Genomic DNA, 13522 nt, shown 5'->3' with positions numbered 1-13522 from the left:
GAAGCGCGACATCACGGCACCCGTCTCGGCATACACTGCACCTTTCCCGCTGGCCGACTGGCCCGCAACGACGCGCCCTCCCCTGCTTCGTGGACCCCCATGCCCAAGCTCATCCTGATTGACGGTTCCTCCTATCTCTATCGCGCTTTCCATGCACTGCCTCCGCTGAGCAATGCCCATGGGGAGCCGACCGGCGCGCTGTTCGGCGTCTACAACATGCTCCGCGCCACCATCAAGGCGCAGCCCGAGTACGTCGCGTTCGTCAGCGACGCGCCCGGCCCGACCTTCCGCGACGAGATGTACGACCAGTACAAGGCCAATCGTCCGCCCATGCCGGACGACCTGCGCGCCCAGGTGGAGCCGATGCTCGGTCTGGTGGGTGCACTCGGCTTTCCGATCCTGCGCGTGACCGGCGTCGAAGCGGATGATGTGATCGGCACGCTGGCGGACCAGGCGCACAAGCAGGGCATCGAGGTGGTCGTGTCCACCGGCGACAAGGACATGGCCCAGCTGGTGCGCGACGGCGTCACCCTGGTCAACACGATGACCAACACCACGATGGACACGCAGGGCGTGTTCGAGAAGTTCGGCGTACGCCCGGATCAGATCATCGATTTCCTGACGCTCACGGGCGACACCGTCGACAACGTGCCGGGCGTCGCCAAGTGCGGCCCCAAGACCGCCGCCAAGTGGCTGGCCGAGTACGACACGCTCGACAACCTCATGGCGAACGCCGACAAAGTCGGCGGAAAGATCGGCGAGAACCTGCGCGAGGCGCTGCCGCAACTGCCGCTGTCGCGCCAGCTGGTGACGATCAAGCTGGACGTGCCGCTTGAGCAGGGCGTGACCGACCTGACCATGCGCCCGCGTGATATCGATGCCCTGCGCGAGATGTATGCGCGCTACGAATTCAAGGCCGCCCTCAAGGAACTGGATGCCGGCGAACCGGCTGCCGCACCCTCGCCGGTCGCCGCACCGGCGATCAGCCCGGAGAGCCTCGCACGCGAACTGGTGACACCGGACCTCAGCGGCCCGGGCACCTATGAGCTGGTCACGACCCAGGCGCAGTTTGACGCCTGGCTGGAACGCCTGCGCACCGCCGAACTGATTGCCTTCGACACCGAGACCACCAGCATTGACTCGATGCGGGCCGATATCGTCGGTCTGAGCCTTTCGGTGGAACCGGGCGTCGCCTGCTACATCCCGCTGACACACGACTACCCCGGTGCGCCCGCGCAGCTGTCGCGTGACATGGTGCTGGGCGCCCTCAAGCCGATCTTCGAAGACCCCGCGCGTCCGAAGCTCGGCCAGCACGCCAAGTACGACATCAACATCCTTTCGCACTACGGCATCGCGCTTCAGGGTCTCAAGCATGATTCGATGCTTGAATCCTACATTTGGAACGCCACCGCCACGCGCCACGACATGGATTCCCTGGCGCGGAAATACCTCGGCTACGAGACCGTGAAATACGAAGAGGTTGCGGGCAAGGGCGCCAAGCAGATTTCCTTCTCGCAGGTAGATATCGACACCGCCTGTCGTTACGCGGCAGAAGACGCCGATGTCACGCTGCGCCTTCACCACGCACTGTGGCCGTTGCTGCAAAGCGAGCCAAAGCTGCGCAGCGTCTACGAAGACATCGAGATTCCGCTTGTGCCCGTGCTCGCCGGCATGGAGCAGCGCGGCGTGTTGATCGACGTGAACCATCTGCGCCTGCAAAGCCAGCAGCTCGGCAAGCGGATGCTTGAATTGCAGCAGCAGGCGTGGGGTGCCGCAGGGCACGAGTTCAACCTCGATTCGCCCAAGCAGCTGATTGCGGTGCTGTTCGACGAACTCGGCCTGCCGATCAAGGTGAAAACGCCCACCGGTGCGCCTTCGACCAACGAAGAAGCCCTCGAAGCCATCGCCGACGATCACGCGCTGCCCCGCCTGATCCTCGACTACCGAGGCCTGGCCAAGCTTCGCTCGACGTATACCGAAAAGCTCGCCGAGATCGTCAACCTTCGTACTGGCCGCGTGCATACCAGCTACCACCAGGGCGCCGTGGCGACGGGACGCGTGTCGTCATCCGATCCGAACCTTCAGAACATTCCGGTGCGCACCGAGGAAGGTCGCCGCATCCGCCAGGCGTTCGTCGCGCCGGAGGGTTGGCTCGTGCTGGCCGCCGACTATTCGCAGATCGAGCTGCGCATCATGGCGCACCTGTCCGGTGATGAAGGCCTGCTGCGCGCCTTCCACGAAGGTGGCGACGTGCATCGCGCCACCGCCGCCGAAGTGTTCGGCCTGCAACCGGAGGAAGTCAGCGCGAATCAGCGTCGCGCCGCCAAGGCGATCAACTTCGGCCTGATGTACGGCATGAGCGCCTTTGGCCTTGCGCGCCAGCTCGGCGTCGATCGTGGCGAAGCCAGCGATTACATGGCGCGCTATTTCGCGCGGTACCCCGGCGTGCGCGACTTCATGGAATCGACCCGTGAACAAGCGCATCGCGACGGCTACGTGGAAACGATCTTCGGTCGTCGCCTGTACCTTGAGAATCTCAAGGCACGCAATCAGGCGCTGCGCGCGGGCGCCGAACGCGCCGCCGTCAATGCACCGATGCAGGGCAGCGCGGCGGACATCATCAAGCGCGCGATGATCGCCGTGGCGCATTGGCTCAAGGGCCGCGATGACGCCAACATGCTCATGCAGGTGCACGATGAACTGGTCTTCGAAGTGAAGCGCGAATCGATCGACGAAGTGCGCAAGGCGGTGGTCGAACGCATGAGCGGCGCTGCGGCATTGCGCGTGCCGCTGCTGGTGGAGGCCGGTGTTGGCGCCAACTGGGATGAAGCGCACTGATGGTTTCATTCGCAACGAAACGGCAAATGAATCGCCAATAAATTTTTCTCGGAAACTTTGTGCAACTTTTCCACGGTTGGACGTTCTATATACGCGGACGCACGCAACGGTGTCCGCCGGCTCACCACCTCCCTGGATGAGCCACCCGGCAAGCGGTCCTCTCCCCTGGGTACCGCAGCCACCCGCCCCGAGGGCTCCCCCCTAGCCCTCGGGGCATTTTTTTGCCCGTGTTTCGGGAAGCGATCGGGCACTGGTATCCGCCCAGAGCCCCTGCGGCCAGATATTTCCCAAGAGATTGGTCTTAGTCCGGACCATGCGCCCGCAAACCCGCTAGGATGGGCCGATCGGGGCGTGTAGAAATCGTGACGGCCCCAGCCACGCCCAGTTACGGTGCCCATGAAAGGCAAAGCCACGTCCTTCGACATTGCCCATCGGGCCGGCGTCTCGCAGTCCACCGTTTCACGGGCGCTGCGCGGCAGTCCGCTGGTCAGCGAGGAAACCCGGCGCCGCATCCAGCAGGCGGCCGATGAGCTGAAGTACAAAGTCGACAAGAACGCCTCGAACCTGCGCACCCGCCATTCCGGCACCCTGGCCCTGCTGCTGTTCGAAGATCCCACCGCCGACGACTCCCATATCAACCCGTTCTTCCTGTCGATGCTCGGCTCGATCACCCGCGCCTGCGCGCAGCGGGGCTACGACCTGCTGGTGTCCTTCCAGCAGCTGTCGAATGACTGGCACGCCGACTATGCCGATACCCGCAAGGCCGACGGCATCATCCTGCTCGGCTATGGGGATTACCTCGCCTATCGCGACAAGCTGCAGATGCTGGTCGACCAGGGCACGCGCTTCGTGCGCTGGGGTGCGGTGCTGCCGGACCAGCCCGACGTCTCGATCGGTTGCGACAATTTCCGCGGTGGCCAGGACGTCACGCGTCACTTGCTCGAACAGGGCCGCCGACGCATCGCCTTTCTGGGTGATGCGTCCAGCCACTATCCGGAATTCTTCGAGCGCTATCGCGGCTATGCCGATGTGCTGGAGCACGCCGCGCTTCCGGTCGAGCCGCAGTTGCAGGTGAACGCCGAAAGCACCGAGCAATCCGGCTACACCGCGATGGAAACCCTGCTCGATCGCAAGGCACCCTTCGACGCGATCTTCGCCGCGAGCGACCTGATTGCCATCGGTGCCATCCGCGCGCTGGCCGATCGCGGCCTGTCCATTCCCGGCGATGTTGCCGTCGCAGGCTTCGATGACATTCCGACGGCCAGTTTCGTCAATCCACCGCTGACTACCGTTCGCCAGGACACGCGCGAAGCCGGCGAAGCGCTGGTCGAAAACCTGCTGCGCCTCATCCAGGGCGAACCGGCGGAAAGCGGCATGCTTCCGGTGAAACTGGTGGTGCGCAAATCGAGTCTGCGCTCGCGCTGAGACGTGGCCGCCGCTGCACCCGCAACACTGGCGTGCTCCGTTCCATGGCGCATTTCCCCGCTGACGTCGCCGCAGCGCAACATGGTTCGCGCGCACAGTCGATACAAAAACTATCGATTGAACATGCCGGTATCGCTCGATCCACCCGCACCCATCACGCACACTCGCCCGACTTCCATAGGGGCAGGACCGCGGGCAACCACATGCGCAGCAAGCTTTTCGTTCCCGGTGCAAGGCCCGAGCTGTTCAACAAGGCGCTGGCCGGTCACGCCGACGCGCTGTCGCTGGATCTCGAGGATTCGGTGCTGCCCGAACTCAAGCAACAAGCGCGCGAAAGCGTGGGCGAGTTCGTTGCGTCGGCGGCCGTGCGTGATGCCGCGAAGCTCATCATCGTGCGCGTCAACGCCCCGGACACCACGCATTTCGAGGCGGACCTGCATGCCGTGGCCCGTCCCGGCCTCGCGCTGCTCAACCTGCCGAAGATCGAATCCGTCGCCGCCCTGCTCGATGCGATCGACGCGCTGGAGCGCGCTGAAGCCGCCAATGGCGTCAGCGAACCGATCCGCCTGCTGGTGAATATCGAAACGCCGCGCTCGCTCGCCTATGCCTCGTCGATCGCTGCCGCGCACCCGCGCGTTGCCGGCCTGCAGCTGGGCCTGGCCGACCTGTTCGAACCGCATGGCATCGAACGCCATGACGTAAGCAACGTGCACGCAGCGATGTTCGCGGTGAAGATGGCAGCGGCGCAGGCGGGGGTCTTTGCCGTGGACGGTGCCTTCGCCAACCTCGAGGACGTCGACGGTTTCCGCGCCGAGGCGCAGATGTCGCGTCGCCTGGGCTTTGTCGGCAAGAGCTGCATTCATCCGCGCCAGGTGGCGCTGGCGAATGAAGCCTTCGCGCCGACCGAGTCCGAAATCGAGCACGCGCGCCGCATCGTCGCCGCGGCGCGTCGTGCCGAAAATGCTGGCCGCGGCGCGTTTGTCGTCGATGGCAAAATGATCGATCTGCCGTTTCTGAAGCGAGCGCAGGCGATCCTCGCCACAGTGGAGTGATGATGGGTATGCAGGGGGATGTAAGGGTCATGCGGGGCGCGGGTCGCCGATTTGCGCATCAGCTGGCCTGGATGGCGGTAGGCGCCCTGGCGCTGCTGGTTGCCTGGCCCGCTTCGGCGGACACGCTCACGCCGATGCGCGCCTCCACCCTGCCCGCGCTCCAGGCGACGCGCCTGGATGCCTTGCTGGTCGCGGACGGCAAGCCGCTGGCCCTGACCGACGTCGGCGCCCGCCAGCTCGACGGCAACCAGTGGAAGTCGCTGGATCTCCCGCAAGACGCCCGCATCGCGGCCGCATTCAGTGCGGGCCCGCGCGCCTATGCCTTGCTCGGTGACGCCAAAGAAGTACAGGGCGTCGCACGACTGCGCACCGACGCCAAAGCCATCGCGCTGGAGGGTCTGCCGCCGCTGCCGCAATCGCTGAGCCACGCCCAGGCCACCGCCAACGATACGTCGGTCGTCGTTGCCGGCTCCGCTGCCGATGGTCACCACGTTTTCCAGATCTCGCCCGGCGACGAGAAGCCCACATGGGTGGACCGCGGTGCCTGGCCCGCCTCCGGGGAAGCCACCTCCCTGGCCGTGCAGACCGGCGGCATCTTTGTCACGACGCCCAGCGATCACGGCACTGAAGCGCTGTGGCGCTGGTCCGCCGACGGCGGCTGGAAGAAGCGCAGCGACGTGCCCGGCGACGTGCTGCCGTCGACCGCGCGCGCCGTTGGCCAGGCGCACATCCTTTATCTGCTCGGCAAAGGCGACACGGCCGGCCCCGCGACGTTCCAGACCATCACCGGCTCCTGGGCCCCGCTCCCCGGCGCCAGCGCCAACCATGTCGTTGCCGCCACCGGCTGGCAGGACGGCATGCTCTGGGCGTCGCCAGCCAGCGACGGCACGTCGTTTGCCATGACGTCCGCGCAGATCCAGTCCAGCAAGCTGCTGTTGCGCTGGCTCGACTGGATCGTCATCGTGGTCTATCTCGCCGCGATGATCGGCATCGGCCTCTATTTCTATCTGCGCGAGAAGCGCAATTCGACGTCGAGCTTCTTCGTCGGCGGTCGCAGCATTCCGTTCTGGGCCGCAGGCGTGAGTCTCTATGCCGCCAACACCAGCTCGATCAGCTTCATCGCCATCCCGGCCAAGGCCTTCGAAAGCAACTGGCAGTACCTCACCAACAACCTCATCGCCGTCTTCGGCCTGATGTTTGTCGCGGTGTGGATCGTGCCGCTGCTGCGTCGCCTGGACCTGATGTCGGTGTTCTCGTACCTGGAAACGCGCTTCCACCCGGCCATCCGCATGCTGGCCAGCGCGCTGTGCATCGTCACCCAGATCGGCAGCCGCATGAGCGTGATCCTGTTCCTGCCGGCGCTGGCGATTGCCACCATCACGGGCATCAGCGTCACCTGGAGCGTGATCCTGATGGGCGGTTTCACCATCATCTACACCGCGATGGGCGGCATGAAGGCGGTGATCTGGACGGACTTCGTGCAGGTCATCGTGAAGATGGGCGGCGCGATCTTCGCCATCGGTTTCATCGTGTGGAGCCTGCACGGCGGCGTCGGCGAGTTCATGCATACCGCCATGGCCGAGAACAAGATGAAGCTGCTCGATTTCAGCTTCGACATGACCAAGGCCACCGTCTGGGGCTTCATCTTCCTGGTGCTGTTCGACGTCGTGCTGACCTTCCCCAAAGACCAGGTGCTGATGCAGCGCACGCTGTCGACCAAGTCCGACAAGGAAGCCGGCCGTTCGATCTGGGCCTTTGCCGCGATCATGATTCCCGGCGGCTTCGTGTTCTACATGATCGGCACGGCGCTGTTCGTGTTCTACAAGGCGCATCCGGAACGCATGAATCCGCTGCTGCCCATCGATGCCACGTTCCCGCTGTTCATCGCCGCCGAACTCCCCATGGGCGTGACCGGCCTGATCATCGCCGGCATCTTTGCCGCGGCGATGGCTACGCTGTCGGGCATCATGAACAGCGTGGCGACGCTGATTTCCGTGGACTTCTACGATCGCCTCACCGAAGGCACCACGCAGAAGAAGAGCGTGTTCTTCGCCGAAATCATGACCGTCATCGTCGGCCTGATCGGCATCGGCTCGGCACTGCTGCTGTCGCGCTTCGACGTGCACTCGCTGTTTGACGTGTCGATCGAGCTGGCCGGCCTGCTCGGCGGTGGTTTCGCCGGCGCCTACACGCTGGGCATGTTCACGCGCCGCGCGAATGCGCAGGGCGTGGCCATCGGCATCGCCGCGAGCATCGCCCTGACGCTGGTGGCGTGGAGCTTCAAGCTGGTGCATCCGTACTTCTATCTCGCCATCTCGATCATGCTGTGCATCGTCATCGGCTACGTGGCAAGCCTGTTTTTCCCGGCTCCGACGCGCTCGCTGAAGGGCCTGACGATCTACCGCGACGTGGAATAAACGCGCGCCATGGGCCGAAAGTCCATGGCGACACCGGCGGGCGGCTCCTGTAGCCTGCCCGCCAGAGCTGAGGGGCTCTGAAGAGGTGTCGTACCCGTGGAAACCCAGTTTCTCCATACCTTCATCACCACCGTCGACCAGGGCTCCATGGCCGCAGCGGCGCGGGTGCTGAACATCACACCGGCGGCGGTCGCCCAGCAGATCCGCACGCTGGAGCGCGAAATCGGCGCCACCCTGATCGCCCGCGTCGGGCGCACGGTGAGCGTGACCGAGGAAGGCTCGCGCATCTTGCAGAACACACGCGACCTGCTGCGCCAGGTGGCCAACCTGCGCAGCATCGCCAACGAGAGCGGCGTCTCCGGCGAATTGCGACTGGGCGCGTGTCAAACCGCGCTCGCCGGCATGCTGCCGGACATCCTCGCGCGCATGGTCGAGGCATTCCCGCAGATCAACGTGTTCATCAAGCCGGGCTTCTCGGTGGATCTGTACCGCGCGGTCGAAGATGGTGATCTCGACGCGGCCGTCGTGCTGCAGGCGCCCTTCCCGCTGCCCAAGACCTGCGAATGGCAGTTGCTGCGCGAAGAACCGCTGGTCGTGCTTGCACCCGCCAGCATGGCCGGTCGCGATCCGCACGAACTGCTCGCTTCCGAGCCGCTGATCCGCTACGACCGCAATCAATGGGGCGGCCGCGCGGCGGACGACTATCTGCGCACGCACGGCATCGTGACGCGCGAACGCTTCGAGCTGAACGCGCTGAACGCGATCGCGGTGATGGTCGATCGTGGACTGGGCGTGTCGCTGGTGCCCGACTGGGCACAGCCCTGGCCCGAAGGTCTGCAACTGGTACGCATCCCGTTGCCGCATGCTGCGGTACCGCGACGCATCGGCATCGTGTGGTCGCGCTCCAGCGTACGCGTGCGTCTTGTCACCGTGCTGCTGCAGGAAGCGAAGAAGGCGATGCAGGCGACGGCACGCACGTAACCATCCATCCGCGTGCCCAAGCGCACCGCCCGTGCGGCGCACGTGAATTTTGCTGCATCGCCGCACACATTTTCTTCTTTCGTAAACAACAAAAACTAAGCTCTGAACATAGTCCGCGCCGGTTATATGCGGACTGCATCGCGTTATAGGCTCGTCACATATAACGAAGCAGGGCCGTCGGGACGCAGGGGGAGTGCGTCACCAACGTATCGACGAAACACAAAACCGTCCCTACCGCATCACAGCGATGCACCGGATGAGCTTCTGGCTCACCCGTAGCCAACTGCACACTGACGAGACACTTCGATGATCAAGCCACTTACCGCAGCGATCAGCAGCATCCTGTTGCTCTCCGCCATCGGCAGTAGCGCGCACGCGCAGAACGCCACCGCCCCGGCGCCTGCCAGCGACACCAACACGGACGCGAAGAAAGACGACGCGGCCAAGAAGGAAAAGAAGGCCACCAACCTCGACCAGGTCATCGTGACTGGCGTGCGCACGCCGAAGGCCGTCGATGAAATCCCCGGCGCGATCACCGTGGTGGGCAAGGCTGAAATCCAGCACACCCTGCTGGTCACCGAAGACGCCACCGCCGTGCTCGCCCGCGCGGTTCCCGGCTACGCCGAATCCTCGCAGGCCATGAGCAACACCGGCGAAACGCTGCGCGGCCGTATTCCGCTGCGCTTGTTCGACGGCGTGCCCCAGGGTTCGCCGCTGCGCGAAGGTACGCGCAACGGCACGTTCACCGACATGGGTATCGTTGGTCGCGTGGAAGTGATCAACGGCCCGAGCGCCTCCGAAGGTATCGGCGCGGCCGGCGGCATCATCAACTACATCTCCAAGGTGCCCACCAAGATGGGCAACGAAACCACCGTGACCATGCGCTACCAGACGCAGGGTCCGCGCGACAGCGGTGGCTGGAAGACGGGCGTTACCTTTGCCCGCCGCCAGGACAGCTACGACTTGCTGCTGTCCGGCTCGCACATCGACCGCGGCGTCACCTATGACGGCAACGGTCGCCGCATCGGCCTGAACACCTCCGGCTCGCTGGCCGATTCGCTGTCGGACAACATCTTCCTGAAGGCCGGTTACAACTTCGGCGAGAACAACGACCAGCGCATCCAGGCGTCGTACAGCCACTTCAAGATCGACGGCAAGGGCGACTACTACCAGGTGCTCGGCTGCCGTGGCCCGACGGACAACCCGCCGTGCGACGTGCCGCGCACCAACACCTCGGAGAAGGGTCACGTCTACGGTTCGAAGGACGCGTTCAACGACTTCGAGCAGTACAACGTCGAGTACTCGCACAAGAATCTGCTCGGTGGCGCGCTGGATATCAACATCTACAAGGCCGACCAGGCCATGCGTTACCTGCCGGAGCTGGCTGACGACAAGCAGGACCCGCTGATCGCGCCGCTCGGCACGCTGTGGGACCAGTCGGAAATCCGCGCCAAGAAGAAGGGTATCCGCACCTCGTGGACGCGTCCGGACCTGTTCGTCACCGGTCTTGAGCTGCACGTGGGCGTTGACTTCGTGAAGGATCAGGCCGACCAGCGCCTGGCCCTCACCGATCGCCTGTGGGTGCCGCCGATGAAGTACGACAGCACCGCGCCGTACCTGCAGCTGTCCTACGACATCGGCCCGGTGACGCTGAGCGGCGGTATCCGCCACGAAGACGACAAACTCACCGTCGACAGCTACACCACCACGTACTACCGCAACCGCGTGTTTGTGCAGGGTGGCAGCCTGAAGTACAAGGAAAACCTGAAGAACATCGGCGGTATCTGGCGCATCACCGACGAGTGGTCGGCGTTCGCCTCGTACAGTGAAGGCTTCACGCTGCCGAACATCGGTATCCCGCTGCGCAACATCAACGTGCCGGGCCAGTCGGTCGATCGCATCAAGGACCTGCAGCCGATCATCTTCAAGAACGACGAATTCGGCTTCAACTGGCGCGGTGATTTCGCCTCGTTCGGCGCGACGCACTACATCTCCAAGTCGCCGTTCGGTGCTTCGCTCGCGATCGATCCGCACACCAACGACTTCATCGTGTCGCGTGCCCCGGTGCGCATCGAAGGTACCGAGCTGACCGGCGACTGGCAGATCACGCCGTCCTGGAAGATCACCGGCATCTACTCGCACATCAAGGGCGACACGTCCTTCTGGTCCGCCGATCCGGCCGGCCGCTACGGCGCGGGCGATCTGAAGAAGCCGATGGGCGTGCTGGACATCAACCCGGACAAGCTGGCCGGTTCGGTGACCTGGAACTTCCTGGCGAACGCCGATGCCACGCTGGGCTTCACCACGCTGATGGGTCGCCACATCTCCGGTTCCGACACCCGTCCGTATGACGGTGCCAAGTTCTCGTACGACGAACAGACGCACGGCTACACGCTGTGGGACCTGGGCGTGAACTACGACCTGGGCAAGAACGGCAAGGTCTCGCTGGGTGTGGAGAACCTGTTCGACAAGCAGTACATCCTGACCTGGTCGCAGCTGGCCGGTTATCAGAACTACTGGTCCGGTCGTGGCCGCGTAACCTCCGTGACCTATACGATCACGTTCTAAGAGCCTGAAAGACCGCGGCGGCACCTCCTCCCTCAAAGGATGCCGCCGCGGATGCGGGAGAGTGCATGAACAGCGTGTGCAAGCGACTGTGCGGAATGATCTTCACCGCAGCCACCGTCTCCGGCGTGGCCGCCGCCGCACAAGCCGAACCCGGCACGCCGGCACTCGCGCCGACCCGCCTTGATCGACTGCACGACTATCTCTCGCATGCCACCGATGCCCGCGGTTACCTGGGCGGCGTCTCGCTGATCATGCGCGATGGCGTCATCGTCGACTGGCGAGCCTATGGCTACCGCGACCTTGCCCGGCACAAGCCGATGCGCAAGGACGACATTTTCCGCATCTACTCCATGACCAAGACGGTGGCTTCCGTCGCGGTGATGATGCTGGTGGAAGAAGGGAAGATCACGCTCGAAGATCCCCTCTCCCGCTACCTGCCCGGTTTCGACGCGCCGCAAGTGATGACAGGCGGCACCGCGGAGCACCCCACGTTACGCTCCGCCAGCAAGCCGATCACTCTCCATGCGCTGATCACCCACACGGCCGGTTACCCCGCCGGGCTGAAGGGCGATGAGGAAGCCGTCAAGCGCATGGAGCGCGTCGACCCCCACGGTGCGCGCGACTTGCGCGACTTTGCCGAACGCATGAGCCACGTGGCGCTCGCCGCCGATCCCGATACGCGCTTCGGTTACGACGGTGCGTCGATCGAACTGCTTGCGCGCGTCGTCGAAGTGGTCTCCGGCAAGTCGTTCGACGCGTTTCTGCGCGAGCGCATTTTCACGCCTTTGCAGATGAAGGACACGGGTTTCACTGTGCCGGCGTCCCAGCGCGATCGCATCGTCGATCTCACCACCATGGACGATCGCGGACACCTCGCGATCGCTGACACCGCCAGCGCGAAACACCCCGGTGAGCGCCTCAATGGCTACGACAGCGGTGCGGGTGGCCTGTATTCCACCGCCGGCGACTACGCGCGCTTCGCACAAATGCTGCTCAACGGCGGCTCGCTCGACGGCCAGCAACTTCTCGGCCGCAAGACGGTAGAGCTGATGCTGCAGAACCACCTCACCATGCTCAGCCCACCGGTCACCCAATTCAGCCAGGCCGAAGGCTTCGGCATCGGCGGCCTCGTGGTGATCGACGCGGCGCGACGCGGACAGCTTGGCTCCAACGGCCAGTACGGCTGGACCGGCGCCGCATCGACGTACTACAGCATCGACCCGAAAGAACACCTCGTGGCCATCCTGATGCTGCAACACCTCCCGCGCGAAGGCGTGAAAGACCTTCCGCGCATCAGCCGCAATTTCTACGATCTCGTTTATCAGACCCTGCCATGACGTCTCCCCGAACCGGTACCGTGCTTGTCGCCGGCTCCGCCAATCTCGATTTCGTGGTGCGCGCCACGCATGTACCCGCTCCCGGTGAAACCGTGCTGGGCCGTGACTTCGGCACCTTCCCCGGCGGCAAGGGCGCCAATCAGGCGGCCGCGTGCGCGAAGGCCGGCGGCGCGTCGACACAGATGCTGGTCGCCCTGGGTTACGATGTGCACGCCCAGGTGCTGGAAGCCTCGCTGATCGATGCCGGCGTGGTGATGCGCACCGTGCGCAGCAACGGCCCGACAGGCGTGGCGTTCGTGTGCCTTTCGGATACCGCCGAGAACGCGATTACGGTCGCGCCAGGCGCCAACAACGCGCTGCTCCCGGAGCACCTGCCGCCACTGCACAACATCAGCCACCTGCTGATGCAGCTCGAATCGCCCCTGCCGTCGGTGCTGGCCTGGGCACGTGCGGCGCGCGGTGCCGGTGTCGTCACCGTACTCAATGCAGCGCCTGCGCAGGCACTGCCGGACGAACTGATTGCCTTGATCGACGTGCTGATCGTCAACGAGCACGAACTAGCCCAGCTCACCGGCCTGCACGACATCGACGCCGCGCTCGATCGCCTGACCAACCCCTGCGTGGTCGTCACGCTGGGTGCACAAGGCAGCCGCGCACGTATGCATGGCGAACACCTGCACCAGCCGGCGTTCGCCATTACGCCCGTCGACACCACCGGCGCGGGCGATACCTTCTGCGGCACCCTGGTCGCTGCCCTCTGCCGCGGCCTGCCCTTTGCCGAAGCCCTGCGCCACGCCAGCGCCGCTTCCGCACTGGCATGCACGCGTCTGGGCGCGCAAGCTGGCATCCCCACTGCCAGGGAAGTGAACGACCTGCTCGCTTCCCACCCCTCACCCTGACTGTC

8 protein-coding genes are annotated in these 13522 nt (G+C 64.7%); all 8 read left to right on the top strand.

Annotated features, from left to right (window positions below; translation table 11 throughout):
* Positions 1–99 precede the first annotated feature (99 nt).
* The 8 genes from polA (at position 100) to EYV96_RS12585 (ending at position 13517) form a co-directional block, all read left to right on the top strand.
* Complete coding sequence (gene polA, locus EYV96_RS12620; RefSeq protein ID WP_131151902.1) at positions 100–2838, top strand: DNA polymerase I; 2739 nt, start codon at positions 100–102, stop codon at positions 2836–2838.
* A gap of 396 nt (positions 2839–3234) precedes the next feature.
* Entirely contained in the window at positions 3235–4263 is a 1029-nt protein-coding gene (locus tag EYV96_RS12615) for a LacI family DNA-binding transcriptional regulator (protein WP_131151901.1), read from the top strand.
* 203 nt (positions 4264–4466) lie between these two features.
* Positions 4467–5315, top strand: a complete 849-nt coding sequence (locus tag EYV96_RS12610) for an HpcH/HpaI aldolase/citrate lyase family protein (RefSeq protein ID WP_131151900.1) — start codon at positions 4467–4469, stop codon at positions 5313–5315.
* A 29-nt stretch (positions 5316–5344) separates the two neighbouring features.
* Positions 5345–7732 carry a sodium:solute symporter gene (locus EYV96_RS12605; protein WP_131151899.1) on the top strand — a complete coding sequence of 796 codons (2388 nt, stop codon included), beginning with the start codon at positions 5345–5347 and terminating at the stop codon, positions 7730–7732.
* A gap of 96 nt (positions 7733–7828) precedes the next feature.
* Positions 7829–8713 (top strand): LysR family transcriptional regulator, encoded by an 885-nt coding sequence (locus EYV96_RS12600; RefSeq protein ID WP_131151898.1) that lies wholly within the window; start codon positions 7829–7831, stop codon positions 8711–8713.
* Between the two features lie 306 nt (positions 8714–9019).
* Positions 9020–11281 (top strand): TonB-dependent receptor, encoded by a 2262-nt coding sequence (locus EYV96_RS12595; RefSeq protein WP_131151897.1) that lies wholly within the window; start codon positions 9020–9022, stop codon positions 11279–11281.
* Between the two features lie 65 nt (positions 11282–11346).
* Positions 11347–12618, top strand: coding sequence for a serine hydrolase domain-containing protein (locus EYV96_RS12590; RefSeq protein WP_131151896.1), 1272 nt, complete (start codon positions 11347–11349; stop codon positions 12616–12618).
* Complete coding sequence (locus EYV96_RS12585) at positions 12615–13517, top strand: ribokinase (RefSeq protein WP_131151895.1); 903 nt, start codon at positions 12615–12617, stop codon at positions 13515–13517. The genes EYV96_RS12590 and EYV96_RS12585 overlap by 4 nt, the downstream gene beginning before the upstream one ends.
* Positions 13518–13522: the final 5 nt, after the last annotated feature.

Source organism: Dyella terrae (genome assembly GCF_004322705.1).
Lineage (GTDB): Bacteria > Pseudomonadota > Gammaproteobacteria > Xanthomonadales > Rhodanobacteraceae > Dyella_D > Dyella_D terrae.
Note: the sequence above shows the minus strand (reverse complement) of the source record. Positions and strands in the feature narration are given on the sequence as shown.